This is a genomic window from Ferrovibrio terrae, assembly GCF_943371255.1.
Taxonomy (GTDB): Bacteria; Pseudomonadota; Alphaproteobacteria; order Ferrovibrionales; family Ferrovibrionaceae; genus Ferrovibrio; species Ferrovibrio terrae_B.
Map to the genome: position 1 here is coordinate 68787 of NZ_CALRUC010000002.1, position 15627 is coordinate 84413.

At 63.9% G+C, this 15627-nt stretch carries 17 protein-coding genes and 1 pseudogene; 15 read left to right on the forward strand and 3 right to left on the reverse strand.

Going from position 1 to position 15627, the window contains the following annotated elements:
• The first annotated feature begins 175 nt into the window (after nt 1–175).
• From AAG799_RS01060 to AAG799_RS01080, 5 genes are all read left to right on the forward strand, one after another.
• Nucleotides 176–1156: an NAD-dependent epimerase/dehydratase family protein gene (locus AAG799_RS01060; RefSeq protein ID WP_341893928.1), complete on the forward strand. Its 981-nt coding sequence runs from the start codon at nt 176–178 to the stop codon at nt 1154–1156.
• Nucleotides 1156–1656: a PaaI family thioesterase gene (locus AAG799_RS01065; protein WP_341893929.1), complete on the forward strand. Its 501-nt coding sequence runs from the start codon at nt 1156–1158 to the stop codon at nt 1654–1656. The genes AAG799_RS01060 and AAG799_RS01065 overlap by 1 nt, the downstream gene beginning before the upstream one ends.
• Nucleotides 1653–2093 (forward strand): PaaI family thioesterase, encoded by a 441-nt coding sequence (locus AAG799_RS01070; RefSeq protein WP_341893930.1) that lies wholly within the window; start codon nt 1653–1655, stop codon nt 2091–2093. Before AAG799_RS01065 ends, AAG799_RS01070 begins: the two co-directional genes overlap by 4 nt.
• An 86-nt stretch (nt 2094–2179) precedes the next feature.
• Nucleotides 2180–3988 (forward strand): M3 family oligoendopeptidase, encoded by a 1809-nt coding sequence (locus AAG799_RS01075; protein ID WP_341893931.1) that lies wholly within the window; start codon nt 2180–2182, stop codon nt 3986–3988.
• Entirely contained in the window at nt 3989–5332 is a 1344-nt protein-coding gene (locus tag AAG799_RS01080) for an AarF/ABC1/UbiB kinase family protein (protein WP_341893933.1), read from the forward strand.
• A gap of 17 nt (nt 5333–5349) precedes the next feature.
• Here the strand turns inward: AAG799_RS01080 and AAG799_RS01085 are convergent, their stop codons facing one another.
• The gene (locus tag AAG799_RS01085) at nt 5350–6879 is read right to left on the reverse strand and encodes an ATP-binding protein (RefSeq protein ID WP_341893934.1); all 1530 of its coding nucleotides are present in this window, start codon (nt 6877–6879) and stop codon (nt 5350–5352) included.
• A 316-nt stretch (nt 6880–7195) separates the two neighbouring features.
• Here AAG799_RS01085 and AAG799_RS01090 point away from each other — a divergent pair, with 316 nt between their 5' ends.
• From AAG799_RS01090 to AAG799_RS01120, 7 genes and pseudogenes are all read left to right on the forward strand, one after another.
• On the forward strand, nt 7196–7399 hold the full coding sequence (locus AAG799_RS01090) for a hypothetical protein (RefSeq protein ID WP_341893935.1): 204 nt from the start codon (nt 7196–7198) through the stop codon (nt 7397–7399).
• A gap of 89 nt (nt 7400–7488) precedes the next feature.
• On the forward strand, nt 7489–8394 hold the full coding sequence (locus tag AAG799_RS01095; RefSeq protein ID WP_341893936.1) for a putative metalloprotease CJM1_0395 family protein: 906 nt from the start codon (nt 7489–7491) through the stop codon (nt 8392–8394).
• Nucleotides 8395–8536: 142 nt separating this feature from the next.
• Nucleotides 8537–8674: an aa3-type cytochrome c oxidase subunit IV gene (locus AAG799_RS01100; protein ID WP_341893937.1), complete on the forward strand. Its 138-nt coding sequence runs from the start codon at nt 8537–8539 to the stop codon at nt 8672–8674.
• Between the two features lie 72 nt (nt 8675–8746).
• On the forward strand, nt 8747–9898 hold the full coding sequence (locus AAG799_RS01105; RefSeq protein ID WP_341893938.1) for a Re/Si-specific NAD(P)(+) transhydrogenase subunit alpha: 1152 nt from the start codon (nt 8747–8749) through the stop codon (nt 9896–9898).
• A gap of 20 nt (nt 9899–9918) precedes the next feature.
• Nucleotides 9919–10200: pseudogene (locus AAG799_RS01110) on the forward strand (proton-translocating transhydrogenase family protein); the annotation flags it as partial.
• 10 nt (nt 10201–10210) lie between these two features.
• Complete coding sequence (locus AAG799_RS01115; protein ID WP_341893939.1) at nt 10211–11608, forward strand: NAD(P)(+) transhydrogenase (Re/Si-specific) subunit beta; 1398 nt, start codon at nt 10211–10213, stop codon at nt 11606–11608.
• Nucleotides 11609–11769: 161 nt separating this feature from the next.
• Nucleotides 11770–12969, forward strand: a complete 1200-nt coding sequence (locus tag AAG799_RS01120; RefSeq protein ID WP_341893940.1) for a pentapeptide repeat-containing protein — start codon at nt 11770–11772, stop codon at nt 12967–12969.
• Here the strand turns inward: AAG799_RS01120 and AAG799_RS01125 are convergent.
• Nucleotides 12966–14063 carry a hypothetical protein gene (locus tag AAG799_RS01125; RefSeq protein WP_341893941.1) on the reverse strand — a complete coding sequence of 366 codons (1098 nt, stop codon included), beginning with the start codon at nt 14061–14063 and terminating at the stop codon, nt 12966–12968. The genes AAG799_RS01120 and AAG799_RS01125 overlap by 4 nt on opposite strands.
• Nucleotides 14064–14409: 346 nt before the next feature.
• Here AAG799_RS01125 and AAG799_RS01130 point away from each other — a divergent pair, with 346 nt between their 5' ends.
• The 3 genes from AAG799_RS01130 (at nt 14410) to AAG799_RS01140 (ending at nt 15140) form a co-directional block, all read left to right on the forward strand.
• On the forward strand, nt 14410–14619 hold the full coding sequence (locus tag AAG799_RS01130) for a cold-shock protein (protein WP_341893942.1): 210 nt from the start codon (nt 14410–14412) through the stop codon (nt 14617–14619).
• A 92-nt stretch (nt 14620–14711) separates the two neighbouring features.
• The gene (locus AAG799_RS01135; RefSeq protein ID WP_341893943.1) at nt 14712–14879 is read left to right on the forward strand and encodes a hypothetical protein; all 168 of its coding nucleotides are present in this window, start codon (nt 14712–14714) and stop codon (nt 14877–14879) included.
• A gap of 36 nt (nt 14880–14915) precedes the next feature.
• Nucleotides 14916–15140 carry a hypothetical protein gene (locus AAG799_RS01140; RefSeq protein ID WP_341893944.1) on the forward strand — a complete coding sequence of 75 codons (225 nt, stop codon included), beginning with the start codon at nt 14916–14918 and terminating at the stop codon, nt 15138–15140.
• Here the strand turns inward: AAG799_RS01140 and AAG799_RS01145 are convergent.
• Entirely contained in the window at nt 15137–15595 is a 459-nt protein-coding gene (locus tag AAG799_RS01145) for a YaiI/YqxD family protein (protein WP_341893945.1), read from the reverse strand. The genes AAG799_RS01140 and AAG799_RS01145 overlap by 4 nt on opposite strands.
• Nucleotides 15596–15627: the final 32 nt, after the last annotated feature.

Here is a 15627-nt window from a genome sequence, read left to right on the forward strand (position 1 = left end):
GGTTCGGCCGCTGCCAATTAGGTCAGCATTACTTACCTAATTATAGGACGGTCCATCCGCTCGGTCGAGGGAAAACCGCTGCCATGCGCCGCATCCGGGGCCGGTTGCTCTTTCAAGTGATTCTGGTAGATAGCCCGAGGTAGTCAATCACACCGCAGCCCGTATCGGACGTTTTATGGCCATTCTGCTCACCGGCGCCGCTGGTTTTATCGGCTTTCATGTCGCGCAGGTTTTGCTGCAGCGCGGCGAAGAAGTGATCGGTCTCGATAATCTGAACGATTATTACGATCCGCGCCTCAAGCACGCACGACTCGAGCAGTTGCAGGGCAAAAAAGGCTTCAAATTTTTCCAGGTCGATATCGCCGAACCTGATGCAGTGCGGGATGCGGCCAAAGGCGCTGATATCACGAAAGTGATCCATCTCGCCGCCCAGGCCGGTGTGCGCTATTCGCTGGTCAATCCATACGCGTATATCCGCGCCAATGTGCTCGGCCATACCGTGATGCTGGAATTCTGCCGCAGCCTGAAAAACTGCGAGCATATGGTCTACGCCTCCTCTTCGTCGGTGTATGGCGGCAATACCAAGCTGCCTTTCGCTGTGGAAGACCGCGTCGATTCGCCGATCTCGCTCTATGCCGCCACCAAGAAGGCCGACGAACTGATCAGCCATGCCTATGCGCATCTGTTCGGCTTCCCGCAGACCGGGCTGCGTTTCTTCACCGTCTATGGTCCCTGGGGCCGGCCCGACATGGCGATGTTCATCTTCACCAAGGCGATCTTCGAGGGCCGCCCGATCCAGGTGTTCAATCACGGCAACATGCAGCGCGATTTCACCTATATCGATGATATCGTCAGCGGCATCATCAAGACGCTGGATCATCCGCCGCCGCCCAACGAACAGGGCCGGCCCTATCGCGTCTACAATATCGGCAACAGTAAGTCCGAGCCGCTGCTGCGCATGATCGAACTGATCGAGCAGGCCACCGGCCGCAAGGCCGAGAAGCAGCTGCTGCCGATGCAGGAAGGCGATGTGCCGGCCACCTACGCCGATATCTCGGCTATCCAGCGCGACACCGGCTTTGCGCCCACCACGCCGATCGATGTCGGCATCCCGCGCTTCGTCGACTGGTATCGCCGCTACCACAACATGATCTGATGAGTGAAATCCCCCAGCTGAGCGCCGATGGCATCGACCCCAAGATGGTCGAGGCCATGATCCGTCAGGGGATTCCCTATTGCGCCGCGCTGGGCGTCGAAGTGATCGAGGTCAAGCGCAGCCATGTCACGCTGTCGCTGCCCTACAATTCCGATCTGGTCGGCGATCCGGCCAATGGCATCCTGCATGGCGGCGCCATCACCTCGCTGGTCGATAGCGTCGCCGGCATGGCGGTGTTCGCCGCGATGCAGAAGCTGCAGGCGGTCGCCACGCTCGATCTGCGCATCGACTATCTGAAGCCGGCACTGGCGCACAAGGCGGTCTATGCCACGGCGGAATGCTACAAACTGACCCGTTCGATTGCCTTTGTGCGCGCCCGTGCCTATCACCCCGATACGCCGGACGATCTGGTGGCCAATTGCGTCGCCACCTTCATGATCGGTTCGTCCGACAAGCCGCCGTTGCCCAAAGGCACCAAAATTCCCGGGGTGCAGGCATGAGTGATTTCGCCACCCTGATCGCCGAAGCCCGGACCAAGCGCGACTTCGCGCCGTTCCTTGCTGCCGTGCCGTATTTCCGCTTCCTCGGCCTCACTGTGAAAGCGGGCGAGAGCGAGGGCGAGCTGATCTGCGTGCTGCCGGCCGATCCCAAGCTGATCGGCAATGCGCGCCTGCCGGCCCTGCATGGCGGCGTGGTTGGGGCGCTGCTGGAATCGGTCGCCATCGTGCAGCTGATCTGGTCGGCCGAGACCGATCGGATTCCGAAAATCATCGACCTGCAGGTGGATTACCTGCGTTCGGCGCGGCCGGTGGAAACCTTTGCCCGCGCCATCATCACCAAGCATGGCCGTCGTGTCGCCAATGTGCGCGCCGAGGCCTGGCAGGACGACCCGGCCCGCCCGGTCGCCGCCGCCCACGCGCATTTCCTGCTGGCCTGATTACAGGTCTGTTATGACGGACGGGCTGGTCAAACCGGCCGGCGATGCCCATATACTGGAGCGATTATAAAACAAAGGGTCTTCCCATGGCTTCTCCCGCCGTTTCCGCTGCCCCCGCCACGCCGGCCAATGATCTCGGCGCCCTGCCGGTCTGGGATCTGAACGATCTCTATCCCGGCCTGGAATCCGCCGAGCTGAAGCGTGACCTGGCCGCCGTTGCCGCGCGCTGCGCCAAGCTGGAGCAGGACTGGAAGGGCAGGATCGCCACCGCTTCGGGCGATGATCTGGCTGGCGTGATCGCCGAGTATGAATCCCTGCAGGATCTGATCGGTCGCATGTATTCCTACGCCTCGCTGGCCTATGCCGGCGATATGGCCGACCCCAAGGTCGCCGGCTTCTACCAGGACATGCAGGAGAAGCTGAACGACATCACCACCAAGCTGCTGTTCCTGACTCTGGAGCTGAACCGCATCGAGGAAGCGGCGCTGGAGAAGAAGTATCTGGAATCGCCGAAGCTGGCGCATTACGGCCCCTGGCTGCGCGACCTGCGGCTGTTCCGCGAGCATCAGCTGGATGACGAGCTGGAACGGCTGCTGCATGAAAAAGCAGTGGCTGGCCGCGCAGCCTGGAACCGCCTGTTCGACGAAACCATGGCCGGCCTGCGCTTCCCCTATGGCAAGGAGCAGCTCACCGCCGAGCAGGTGCTGCACAAGCTGTCGGACAAGGATGCCAAGACGCGCAAGTTGGCCGGCAAGACGCTGGCCAAGGTGTTCAAGCAGAATGTGCGACTGTTCGCGCTGATCACCAACACGCTGATCAAGGACAAGGAGGTCGAGGACCGCTGGCGCAAGTATCCGACGCCGGAGGCCTATCGCCATTTGTCCAACTGCGTCGAGCCGGAAGTGGTCAATGCGCTGACCGATGCGGTGACGGCGGCCTATCCGAAACTCTCGCACCGCTATTACAAGCTGAAAGCGAAGTGGATGGGCGCCAGCAAGCTCAACTGGTGGGACCGCAACGCGCCGCTGCCCGAAGACAATGACCGCGTGATCGCCTGGGACGAGGCGCGCGATATCGTGCTCAAGGCCTATGGCTGCTTTTCGCCGGAGCTGGCCGATCTGGGCCGGAAATTCTTCGACAATGCCTGGATCGATGCCCCCGCCCGGCCGGGCAAGGCATCCGGTGCCTTCGCGCATCCCACCGTGCCGAGCGCGCATCCCTATCTGCTGCTGAACTATCAGGGCCGCACGCGCGACGTGATGACGCTGGCGCATGAGTTGGGCCATGGCGTGCACCAGCTGCTCGCCGCCGAGCAGGGCCCGCTCATGTCGGACACGCCGCTGACCCTGGCGGAAACCGCATCGGTGTTCGGCGAACAGCTCACCTTCCGCGCGCTGCTCGATGCCGCCGGGCCGGAGCGGCGCAAGATCATGCTGGCCTCCAAGGTCGAGGACATGATCAACACCGTGGTGCGCCAGACCGCCTTCTTCAAATTCGAGCGTAACCTGCATGCGGCGCGGCGCGAGGGCGAGCTGACGCCGGACCGCATCGGTGAAATCTGGATGGGCGTGCAGAAGGAAAGCCTTGGGCCGGCGCTGAAGCTGGACCAGGATTACAGCACCTTCTGGTGCTACATCCCGCATTTCGTGCATTCGCCGTTTTATGTCTACGCCTATGCCTTCGGCGACTGCCTGGTGAATGCGCTCTATGCGCGCTACCAGGATGCCGAGGCCGGCTTCCAGGACAAATACTTCGCCATGCTCAAGGCCGGCGGCACCCTGCGGCACCAGGAGCTGCTCAAGCCCTTCGGTCTCGATGCCTCCGACCCCGCCTTCTGGTCGAAGGGGCTTGGCGTGATCTCCGGCTTCATCGACGAGCTTGAGCAGCTCTCCTAAATGACAGAGCGCGACAGCACGCTGGGCCGCGTCCGCCGCTACGCCAGGGTCGGCGCCTCCGTCGGCGGCCTGGCGGCACGGCTGGGTGCCGAACGCGTGCTCGGCGTCAAGATGGACCGCGCCCAGCATGCGGTCGATCTGCGCAATGCGCTCGGCGGGCTGAAAGGCCCGCTGATGAAGGTGGCGCAGATCATGTCCACCATCCCCGATGCGCTGCCGAAAGAATATGTGCAGGAACTGGCGCAGCTGCAGGCCAACGCGCCGGCCATGGGCCAGGCTTTCGTCAAGCGCCGCATGCAGGCCGAGCTTGGGCCGCAATGGCAGACCAAGTTCAAGAGCTTCGATCTCACCGCTGCGGCTGCCGCCAGCCTCGGCCAGGTGCATCGCGCCACCGCGCTGGATGGCCGCGATCTTGCCGTGAAGCTGCAATACCCTGACATGGCTTCCGCGGTGGAGGCCGACCTGCGCCAGCTCAGCCTGATTTTCGGCATCTACCGCCGCTATGATGCCGCCATCGACACCACGCATATCCATGACGAGATCGCCGCGCGCTTACGCGAGGAACTGGATTACGAGCTGGAAAGCCGCCATATGCGGCTCTACAGCGCCATGCTGGCTGATGAAACCGGCGTGCATGTGCCCGCCGTGGTGCCCGAGCTGACCACCAAACGCCTGCTGGCGATGGGCTGGCTCGAGGGCCGGCGGCTGATGGAGTTCAAGGACGCGCCGCAGGAAACGCGCAACAGCATCGCCTTCAACCTGTTCCGCGCCTGGTATGTGCCGTTCTACCGCTGCGGCGTGATCCATGGCGACCCGCATCTGGGCAATTACACGGTGCGCGACGATCTCGGCATCAACCTGCTCGATTTCGGCTGTGTGCGCATCTTCCCGTCGAAATTCGTCGGCGGCGTGATCGATCTCTATCGCGCCATCTCCACCGGCGACCGCGCGCTCGCCGTGCATGCCTACGAAACCTGGGGCTTCACCGGTTTGAGCAACGAGGTGATCGACACGCTCAATCTCTGGGCCGAATTCGTCTATGCGCCGCTGCTGGAAGACCGTCCGCGCCGCATCCAGGAAATGGAGGCCAGCGGCGTCTATGGCCGCGAGGTGGCCGAGAAGGTGCACCACCAGCTCAAGTCCCTCGGCGGTGTCACGCCGCCGCGCGAATTCGTCTTCATGGATCGTGCCGCGATTGGCCTGGGCGGAGTGTTCCTGCACCTGAAGGCCGAGATCAACTGGCACCGCATGTTCCACGACCTGATCGCCGGTTTCGATGTGAAGGCGCTGGAACAGCGCCAGAAGGCGGCACTGAAGACGGCCGGGCTCGACGCCCCGGCTTGAGGCTGGCGCGGGCCTTGCTAGCGCGGGACCGTATCGAACAGGCTGCGCAGTTTCGCGGCCAGCTCGGCCCGACGATAGGGCTTGTTGAGGAAGTCGACCGCCGCCGGAAAATCATCGCTATTCTGCACCACGCCCTTGGCGAAGCCCGATGTCAACAGCAGCTTGATGCCGGGGCGTAGCCCCCGGGCCAGCATCGCCAGCTTGGCGCCGCTGATGCCACCGGGCATCACCATGTCGCTGAACACCAGGTCGATCGTGTCGTTGTGCTTCAGGATATTGAAGGCCATCTGGCCATTCTCGGCTTCGATGACCTGGTAGCCGAGCTGGTTCAGCTGTGCCACCGCCATCTTGCGCACCTGGACATTGTCTTCCACCACCAGAATGCATTCGCCACCGCGCGGTTCCGGCTGTGTCGTCACGCCGGCTTGCGGCAGCGCGGCGCCGCTTTCGGTCGCGCGCGGCAGGTACAGGCGCACCGTGGTGCCATGATCCAGCTCGCTGTAAACCTTGATATGGCCGCGGGACTGGCGTGCGAAGCCGTAGACCATGCTGAGGCCCAGACCGGTGCCCTTGCCGACCGGCTTGGTGGTGAAGAACGGCTCGAAAACCCGCGCCATAATGTCGGCTGTCATGCCGGTGCCGGTATCGGAAACCGCCGTCATCACGTAATCGCCAGGCTGCACCTCGGTATTGGCGCGGCAGTAATCCTCATCAAGCGTGACATCGTGTGTTTCGATGGTCAGGCGACCACCGCTGAGCATTGCATCGCGTGCATTGATCGTCAGGTTGACCAGGGCCGCCTCGAATTGCGCCGGATCGGCCAGGACCGGATGCAGTGCATCGTCGAACACGGTGACGATCTCGATATTCTCGCCGAGGGTCCGGCGCAGGAGCGCGATGGTGCCGGCAATGCGTTCATTGAGATCGAAGCGTTGTGCAATCAACGACTGGCGCCGTGCGAAGGCCAGCAGCTGTTGGGTCAGCTCGGCGCCACGCAGCGAGGCCTGCAGGGCATTTTCGAGGTATTCATGGGCCTGCTTGTCCAATGTCGGTTGGGTCGACAGCAGGTCCAGATTGCCGATCACCACTGACAGCAGATTGTTGAAGTCATGGGCAATGCCGCCGGTCAGCTGGCCAATCGCCTCAAGCCGCTGCGACCGGTTCAGGCGCTCTTCCTGCGCATTGTGCTCGGTCATGTCGCGACCGATGAAGAAATGCTGCTGCTCGGGTTCCGACCACACGCCGGTCCAGACCAGCGGCACCACACGGCCGTCGCGATGCACATAGCGGCACTTGAAATTGCGGGTCTGCCGGCCCTTGCGGGCCAGGCGCATTTCATTGCGGGTGTTTTCCAGATCCTCGGGATACAGGAAGTCGATGGCGCTGCGGCCGTTCATCTCCTCGCAAGGATAGCCGAGGATGACGAGCGAGCTGGGGCTGACGCGGATCAGGTTGCCAGTGCGGTCGACCACCAGAATCAGGTCGACCGAGGTGTCGAAAATACGCTGGTTGATCGCGGCATCGATGCTGCGCGGTTCAAATGCCATCAGCTGGTTCCCGGTTTGGCCGTTGTTCAGTGATGTGCTTCGGTGCGGAATTCCGTTGCGGGCGCCGACGGCGCCATTGTTTCAGTCTCGCGGAAACATTCTCCGGCTTTTCCGCGCCCTTGAGAACTGCAATTCGTGACCAGCCACCCTGTATCTTTGCAGGCGCAATGAAATTACGGGTGGCCTGATGCCCTGACCGGATGACAGAATACGGAGGCCAGGCATGACGGTTGTAAAAGTTGCCGTTTGCCAGGGAACTTTGTTCGCCCGGACCTGTTACCAGCGATCGGGGTGCAATCGACAGGGAGCCGTGCCCATGCCGCCGCAGAAACCGATGCCGCCTGCGTCGCCGCTCACCGGCCATGAGCCGCAGGCCTTTGAAAGCGATCTCGAGCGCCATCGCGCCAGCGACGACGAGGTCTATGGCGCCCATGGCGTGCAGCCCGATACGGGCGACACACCGGTTCCGCCGGGCGCTGCCACCAGGCTGACCCGGGTGGGCCAGCGCCGCAGGCATTAAGCAGCGCCGCCGGCACTGAAATCCGGGTTGCCGCGGCCGGCTTTTGCGCCGAAAATAAAGCCTCGTAACAACATTTCACGGCAGCGCGCATGATCGGCAGCCTGTCGCTTTTCTCGCCGGGCGCAATTCAGGGCTACGGCAGTGCGACGACCACGCCGCAGAGCCTGGCCAGTGACGGCAGCGCTGTCTGCGCGTCGCTGGATTGCGGCGAGCATGGCGCGCTCAATCGCGCCAATCTGCAGGCCCAGTTCCCCGGCCTGTCCCTGTCTGCCGCCAGCGCTGCCCAGCAGCAACAGGGCCAGCAACAACAGAGCCAGCAACAACAGGGCCAGCAACAACAGAGCCAGCAGCAGACCGGTTTCGCGCCGCGCCGCGGTTCTGGCTCTGCCTCTGTATCCGGCGGTGCTGTCGCCACCGGCGGCGGGCGTCTGGCCGGCACCACCCTGCTGACCGCGCAGGAGGCCGGGCAATCCGGTGGCGGTGATGCTGCCTCATCCGGCGAGTTGAGCGAAGAGGAACAGGCGCAGGTCGCCAAGCTCAAGCAGATCGATGCCAAGGTGCGCGCCCATGAGCGCGCCCATGCCGCGGCCGGCGGCGCCCATGCCGGGGCGCCGAGCTACAGCTACACCCGTGGACCGGATGGCCAGATGTATGCCACGTCCGGCGAGGTCGCCATCGATATCGGCCCCGAGAACGACCCCGAAGCCACGCTGCAAAAGGCCACCCAGATCGCGGCTGCCGCGCTGGCCCCGGCCGATCCTTCGGGCCAGGATCGCGCAGTGGCTGCCGCCGCCGCGCAACTGCGGCTGCAGGCGCTGGCCCAGATCCGCGAGGAAAAGCGGGCCGAACAGGAGCAGCAGGAGGCCGAGGCGGACGCAGCCGCAGCCGAAACCGCCGGGCAGGCGGGCTCTGCGGCCCCGGCCGATCCCGCCGGACAGGCGCGCATCACGGCTGCCAACCGCCGGATCGGCCAGCTGGTCGGGCTGATTGCCTGAAATGACGGGTGAAACCGGCCCCGGACCGGCCCGCTCCCATGCGGGTGAAGGGTTGTGCGGCCTTCGGACGCCAGCGTAATATCCCGTCCGATTCAAGCGTCTAGCGACGTCAATCCCTAAACCGACCGATCAAGAGGATACTATGGCCGAAGAGCACAAGATGGGCAGCATGGACATCAGCCATCACAAGGCATCCTGGGATGGCTTCATGGCGATGACCAAATGGGGCAGCATCGCTGTCATCATCCTTCTGGTTCTGCTGGCGATCTTCGTGGTCTGATCCATCCGGCGGCGCCCTGGCAGGTGCCGCCGTTTTTGCGCCATCTTGGTAAGTACGGCGGGGGGAGCTGTCATGAAAATCGGAATACCGAAGGAACGTCGCGCCGGCGAAAAGCGCGTCGCGGCCTCGCCTGAAACGGTGAAGAAATTCGTTGGCCTGGGCTGCACGGTCGTTGTCGAGACCGGTGCCGGCATGGCGGCCGATATCCCCGACGATCAATACACCGCCATGGGCGCGCAGATCGGCGCTGATGCGAAGACCACGCTCGGCGATGCCGATCTGGTGCTGAAGGTGCAGCGCCCGATGACGGCGGCCGAGGGCAATGACGAACTGGCGTTGCTGAAAAAAGGCGCCGTGCTGGTCGCGGCCCTGCAGCCGCTGCAGCAGCGCGACCAGGTCAAGGCTTATGCCGCTGCCGGCATCTCGGCCTATGCCATGGAACTGATGCCGCGCATCACCCGTGCGCAGTCGATGGATATTCTCTCCTCGCAGTCCAATCTCGCCGGCTACAAGTCGGTGCTCGATGCCGCAGGGCATTTCGGCCGCGCCTTCCCGATGATGATGACCTCCGCCGGCACCATCGCGCCGGCGCGCGTTTTCATCATGGGCGTCGGCGTTGCCGGCCTGCAGGCGATTGCCACCGCCAAGCGCCTCGGCGCCGTGGTCTCGGCCACCGATGTGCGCCCGGCCACCAAGGAACAGGTCGAAAGCCTCGGCGGCAAGTTCGTCTGGGTCGATGACGAGGAAGCCCGCAGCTCGCAGACCGCCGGCGGCTATGCCAAGGAAATGTCGGCCGAGTACAAGGCCAAGCAGGCGACCCTGATCGCCGAAACGGTGAAGAAGCAGGACATCATCATCACCACCGCGCTGATCCCCGGCCGTCCCGCGCCGGTTCTGGTGACCGAGGAGATGGTGCGCTCCATGCGTCCGGGTTCGGTTATCATCGATCTGGCGGTTGAGTCCGGCGGCAATTGCCCGCTGTCGAAGACCGACCAGGTGGTGGATGTGAACGGCGTCAAGGTTGTCGGCTACAGCAACTATCCCAGCCGCGTGCCGGTCGATGCCTCCAACCTCTATGCCAAGAACCTGTGGAACTTCCTCAGCCCGCATTGGGACAAGGACAGCAAGACCATCAAGTTCAATCTCGAGGACGAAACCGTGACGGGCACCTGCGTGGTGCGCGACGGCCAGATTGTCCATCCGCAGCTGAAAGAGGGGAACTGACCATGGGTGAGGTATATTCCTTCTTCTCGCTGCTCACGGTCTTCGCGCTGGCCTGCTTCGTCGGCTATTACGTGGTCTGGAGCGTGACGCCGGCCCTGCATACGCCGCTGATGAGCGTCACCAACGCGATCTCGTCGGTCATCATTGTCGGTGCGCTGATCGCCGCCGGTGCCTCGGCCACCTTCGATGCGTCCAAGATTTTCGGCCTGCTTGCCATCGCGCTGGCCGCCGTGAATATCTTCGGCGGCTTCCTCGTCACGCAGCGCATGCTGGCGATGTACAAGAAAAAAGAAAAGAAGTGAGGGCCGCGCCATGCCGATCCAACTGACTGCGCTGCTCTATCTCGTCAGCTCCATCCTGTTCATCCTGGCGCTGCGCGGGCTTTCCTCGCCCGAGACCAGCCGCAAGGGCAACTTCTACGGCATGACCGGCATGGCCATCGCCGTGGTCACCACGATTGCCAATCTCGGCGACCTGTCGGGCTCCATCGTCTGGGTGCTGGTCGCGCTCGTGATCGGTGGCGGCGTCGGCACCGTGCTGGCGCGGCGCATCCAGATGACGGCGATGCCGCAGCTGGTTGCCGCCATGCACAGCCTGGTCGGCCTCGCCGCCGTGCTGGTGGCGGCGGCCGCCTTCTACAATCCCGCGCCCTACGGCATCCTCAATGCCGCCGGCCAGCTCACGGTGGCGGCGCGCATCGAAATGTCGCTTGGCGTGGTGATCGGTATCATCACCTTCTCCGGTTCGCTGGTGGCCTTTGCCAAGCTGCAGGGCCTGGTTTCGGGCAGCCCGGTGATCTTCAAGGGCCAGCATTTCCTCAATGCCCTGATCGGTCTCGCCATCCTCGCTCTGGTCGTCGCCTTCTGCATGGCGCCCAGCCGCGAACTGTTCTGGGCTGTCACCGTGCTGGCGCTGATCGTCGGCTTCACCATCATCATCCCGATTGGCGGCGCCGACATGCCCGTCGTCGTGTCGATGCTGAACAGCTATTCCGGCTGGGCCGCGGCCGGCATCGGCTTCACCCTGCAGAACCCGGCACTGATCGTCACCGGCGCGCTGGTCGGTTCGTCCGGCGCGATCCTGTCCTACATCATGTGCAAGGGCATGAACCGCTCGCTGTTCAACGTCATCCTCGGCGGCTTCGGTGGCGACACCTCGGCTGCCGCCGGTGGCGAAAAGGTGGATCGTCCCTACAAGAAGGGCTCGGCCGACGACGCGGCCTTCATCATGAAGAATGCCGGCAAGGTCATCATCGTGCCGGGCTACGGCATGGCGGTGTCGCAGGCCCAGCATGCGCTGCGTGAAATGGGCGACCGGCTGAAGGAAGAGGGCGTCGAGGTCAAATACGCCATCCATCCGGTGGCTGGCCGTATGCCCGGCCATATGAACGTGCTGCTGGCCGAAGCCAATGTCTCCTATGACGAGGTGTTCGAGCTGGAGGAGATCAACTCCGAATTCCAGACCGCCGATGTCGCTTTCGTCATCGGCGCCAACGACGTCACCAACCCCGCCGCGCGCGACGACCCCAAGAGCCCGATCTACGGCATGCCGATTCTCGATGTCGACAAGGCCAAGACCGTGCTGTTCGTGAAGCGCTCGATGGCGTCGGGTTACGCGGGTATCGACAACGGGCTGTTCTACAAGGACAACACGATGATGTTATTGGCCGACGCCAAGAAGATGGTCGAGGACATCGTCAAGGGGCTCTGACCCCAAAGCGCTGTAGCGCCCTGCGAAAATTGTATTCAGACAATCCCAACCGGCCCGGATCTCACGATTCGGGCCGGTTTCATTTTTGAACCGCTATAAAAGAGAATCCTTTGTATGCGAACGGGATGTGGTAAACAGGCGCCCGCAAAAATCGCAATGCCATGAACACCGCTACCCATAATCGCATCCCGCTCGCCTCCCATGATCCTCTGACATGGGATCCGGGCAGCCTTGCGGCCGGTATTCTCGATCTGGCGCATCGCGACCTCGAAAACGCCAATTTCGAGGGCCGCGCCATGCAGCGCGCCAGGCTGGCCGGCAGCAACCTGCGTTCGGCCCGGCTGTCGCGCGCCGATCTGGCCGAGGCCGACCTGTTCGGCGCCGACCTGGCCCAGGCCGACCTGCGGAGCGCCAACCTGACACGCGCGATCCTGCGCGGCACCACGCTGCGCGGCGCCAATCTCAACAACACCGTGCTGGTCGAGGCCGATTTCCGCGGTGGCGTGATGATGCGGCCCAGCCAGCATCGGGACGGCGCAGAGGCCGGCTCCCAGATTCGCGCCGGCATCGATGTGTCCGATCTCAGCAACTGCCTGCTGGAATATGCCACCGCCTCGCGCGCCCAGTTTTCCGGCGTCGATCTCAGCGGTGCCTCGCTGGTCGGCGCCGATCTGTCGGGCGCGAATTTCTTCGGCAGTAACCTGCGCGATGCGGATCTGTCCTACGCCAATCTGAGCGGCGCGAATTTAAGCGATTCCAAGCTGGTCGGCACGCGGCTGACCGGCGCGAATCTGAGCGGCGCGCAGATCGTCAATGCCACGGTGGAGCAGGTGAGTGCTGCCGGCGCCGATTTCACCGATACGGTGATTCGCGGCACCGATGCGGCTGGCTTCCAGACCACCGAACGGCTGGTCACGACGCTGGATTTCGCGCCGGATCTGGCGGCGGCGATTGCGCAGCATCGCGCCTGGATGCAGTCCGATGGTGCCTCCGGCCGCCAGCTCAGCCTGGCCGGTCAGGGCTTCCCCTATCATGACTTCTCCGGCCTGGAGCTGGATGGCGCCGATTTCAGCGACTGCGACCTGCGCGGCTGCCGCTTCGACCGCGCCAGCCTGCTGCTCGCCAGTTTCCTGCGCGCCAATCTTGCCGGCGCCAGCTTCGCCGAGGCCCGTATCGCCGGCCTGCGTTTCATCGAGGCCAATCTGCGCTGGGCCGATCTGCGCGGCGCCAATCCTGGCCGCCTGCCGATCTATCATGGCAACGGCGATTTCAGCGGCCGGCATCTCGCCACCGATTTCACCGGCGCTGCGCTCGATGGCGCCCGGCTGGATGGCTTCGACCTCGCCGCCTGCCGGCGCTAGCGGGTGTCCAGATCGGCGTGCTGCAGCCCGCAGTAATAGGGCTCGCCCTGTTCGGCAAAGGCGTTGAGCTTGGCATTGTAGCAGCCATGCTCGAAGCCATGCTTGTCGGTGATGCGGATCAGCATCGGCAGATGGCGGCCATCGCTCTCGCGCGGACCGGTGAGGTAGAAGCTGATGCGGTCGATGCGATAGCCCAGCACGCGCAGGTCTTTCAGGTTCGCCAGCCGCTCGCTCACCGCGCTCAGGAAGGTCTCGGTGTTGCAGCTCTTGTGGCCCAGGCCCAGCGGGCGCTCGAAATCGCCGATCAGCATCTGATCCGGTGCCGCGGTGCCGATCAGGCGCGCCACCTTGATGGTGACATCGCCGACGATGAAGGCGCCGCCATCGCTGCCGTCCTTGCGCGGCTGGTGGTAGAGGAAATGGCTGCCGATACTCAGGACCAGCCGCAGCACCGGCACGGTGGCGGCCGTGGTGGCGGTGCGCCGCAGCGCGGCGAACAGGATCTGGAAAATCGCCACTGCGCAGAAGAAGTCGATATCGGCGCGCAGGCCTGAGCGCTCGTTCCAGACATAGAAGCCGTCGCCGGTGGTGGTGCGGCCGAAGCTGACGCCCAGGCCATGGCCGCGCGCCATCTCCTCGGCCAGGTTGAGCGAGAATTCCAGCGTGGTGAGCTGGGCGGCCTGCTCCTCCGGGCCCGCCTTGGAGAAGCCGACGATATCCAGCAGCAGCACGGCGCGATGCAGCGTCTTGGTCACGGTGAACAGCCGGAACATGCGCTCGACCAGCGCCGGAGCGATCTCGCCGGGCCCGGACCCGATCGGCGTCTCCAGCCGCAGCTCGACCGGCTGCACCTCCAGCAGGCGGGCGGCCTCGTCCAGCTTGCCGCCCTCCATCAGGCTGCCCTCGGCAAATACCGGCAGATGCCGGCCATGATCGGTGAACAGCCGCACCTTGGGCAGGGTGATGATCTCGATGCCGAGCCGCGACGGCCGCCAGCCGACCAGCGCGTTGCTGCCGAAGCGCCAGAGGTCGAACAGGATCGTATGCAGCTGCCGCAGGGCGGCGCTCTCGGGTTGGGGCAGGTCGGCGGTCATTTTTGCTTGGTCTTCCGCTCCGGAGCCGCCTGATTACCCCCGGGTCCGGTGTGAATCAATCGCAATCGGGATGAAATCCGTCTGTGTCAGGGTCGCAGCCGGGGAACCGGGAGGGCAGTTTTGCGTTATACTTGGTCGACTTATGCCAGGGCTGCGGCGTCTTTCCGACCCGCCGGCCTTGCAGGAATGGCAAAACTCCCTATGTTAGGGGCGTCATTCTACTACGGACTGCCGGCCTGTTACCCCTTCGTCTTCGATGGGTGTCCAGACCACAAGCCCCTGGACATAGTCTGATGCGTCGCACATGAGTGCGTCGCTGCTACCATCTGAGACGAGGAATACACACATGGCCAACGGCACTGTGAAGTGGTTTAACGGCACCAAGGGTTACGGTTTCATCCAGCCGGAAGCTGGCGGCGCGGACGTTTTCGTCCACATCTCCGCTGTCGAGCGCGCTGGTCTGAGCACCCTGAATGAAGGCCAGAAGGTCTCCTTCGAGGAACAGCGCGACCCGAAGCGCGGCAAGACCTCGGCGGTGAACCTGAAGGCTCTCTGAGCCAACAGGCCGCAAGGTATCGGGGGGCGTCCGGCAACGGGCGCCCCTTCGTTTTTATCTAGACCCCCTCAGATCGGGGTCAGGAGGGCGCCATGGCGTTCAAGCCGAATTACAACCAGCAGCGCGCCGAACGCACCCGCGCCAAGGAACAGAAGAAGCAGGAAAAGCTGCAGCGCCGGCAGGAGGAATCCGAACGCCGCAAGGCCGCCGGCCTGCCGCCGGAAGATGGCGACATCGTTGACGAGCCGGACCAGAGCTAGAGTCGGTTTCGCGTAAAAGCCCCGGAGTGCCTCCCCATGGCCAAGAAAAAATTCAATCCCAATTCCGCCTTCGCGATGTTCAACGTCACCTACCAGGATGGCGCCCAGACCTCGAACCGCAAGGTGCCGGTCGACAAGTTCGGCCAGTTCGATGACGAGCAGGATGTCGCCCGCGCCTTCATCGAGGCGCAGGACCGCGACATCGCCGAGAAGTCGGGCCGCCCGCGCGGGCCGATCAAGTCGCTGGAGCGCGTCGGCTAAGCCCGTTTCAGCCTGAGCACGGCGTCATGCAGCGCCTGCAGGAAGGCCGAGCGGTCCTTCGGTGAAAACGGCTTCGGCCCGCCACCAACACGCCCGGTCGGATTGGCATCGCGCAGCTCGGTCATCAGGTTGCGCGTCGCCAGGTCCATGCCGATCGAGGCGGCGGAAAACGCCCGGCCATTGGGCCCCAGCACCAGCGCGCCGGCCTTCACGCAGCGCGCCGCCAGCGGCACATCGGCGGTGACCACCACATCGGCCGGCGTGGCATGCTCGGCGATCCAGTCATCGGCCTTGTCCAGCCCCTCGGCCACCACCTCCAGCCGCACCAGGTCGCTGCGCGGGATGCGGATATAGCTGTTGGCCACCACCACCACGGCCACGCCATGGCGCTCGGCCACGCGATAGACCTCGTCCTTGACCGGACAGGCATCGGCATCCACGTAAACGCTCGTCATGGCCGCTTTATGCCATGCATGCTAAAAGGACG

Coding starts and splice junctions, on each gene's coding strand:
- AAG799_RS01090 (WP_341893935.1), top strand. CDS start 7,196: ATGCCGCCGCAGAAACCGATGCCGCCTGCGTCGCCGCTCACCGGCCAT.
- AAG799_RS01145 (WP_341893945.1), bottom strand. CDS start 15,595: ATGACGAGCGTTTACGTGGATGCCGATGCCTGTCCGGTCAAGGACGAG.
- AAG799_RS01120 (WP_341893940.1), top strand. CDS start 11,770: ATGAACACCGCTACCCATAATCGCATCCCGCTCGCCTCCCATGATCCT.
- AAG799_RS01065 (WP_341893929.1), top strand. CDS start 1,156: ATGAGTGAAATCCCCCAGCTGAGCGCCGATGGCATCGACCCCAAGATG.
- AAG799_RS01100 (WP_341893937.1), top strand. CDS start 8,537: ATGGCCGAAGAGCACAAGATGGGCAGCATGGACATCAGCCATCACAAG.
- AAG799_RS01080 (WP_341893933.1), top strand. CDS start 3,989: ATGACAGAGCGCGACAGCACGCTGGGCCGCGTCCGCCGCTACGCCAGG.
- AAG799_RS01135 (WP_341893943.1), top strand. CDS start 14,712: ATGGCGTTCAAGCCGAATTACAACCAGCAGCGCGCCGAACGCACCCGC.
- AAG799_RS01140 (WP_341893944.1), top strand. CDS start 14,916: ATGGCCAAGAAAAAATTCAATCCCAATTCCGCCTTCGCGATGTTCAAC.
- AAG799_RS01070 (WP_341893930.1), top strand. CDS start 1,653: ATGAGTGATTTCGCCACCCTGATCGCCGAAGCCCGGACCAAGCGCGAC.
- AAG799_RS01060 (WP_341893928.1), top strand. CDS start 176: ATGGCCATTCTGCTCACCGGCGCCGCTGGTTTTATCGGCTTTCATGTC.
- AAG799_RS01075 (WP_341893931.1), top strand. CDS start 2,180: ATGGCTTCTCCCGCCGTTTCCGCTGCCCCCGCCACGCCGGCCAATGAT.
- AAG799_RS01130 (WP_341893942.1), top strand. CDS start 14,410: ATGGCCAACGGCACTGTGAAGTGGTTTAACGGCACCAAGGGTTACGGT.
- AAG799_RS01115 (WP_341893939.1), top strand. CDS start 10,211: ATGCCGATCCAACTGACTGCGCTGCTCTATCTCGTCAGCTCCATCCTG.
- AAG799_RS01125 (WP_341893941.1), bottom strand. CDS start 14,063: ATGACCGCCGACCTGCCCCAACCCGAGAGCGCCGCCCTGCGGCAGCTG.
- AAG799_RS01085 (WP_341893934.1), bottom strand. CDS start 6,879: ATGGCATTTGAACCGCGCAGCATCGATGCCGCGATCAACCAGCGTATT.
- AAG799_RS01105 (WP_341893938.1), top strand. CDS start 8,747: ATGAAAATCGGAATACCGAAGGAACGTCGCGCCGGCGAAAAGCGCGTC.
- AAG799_RS01095 (WP_341893936.1), top strand. CDS start 7,489: ATGATCGGCAGCCTGTCGCTTTTCTCGCCGGGCGCAATTCAGGGCTAC.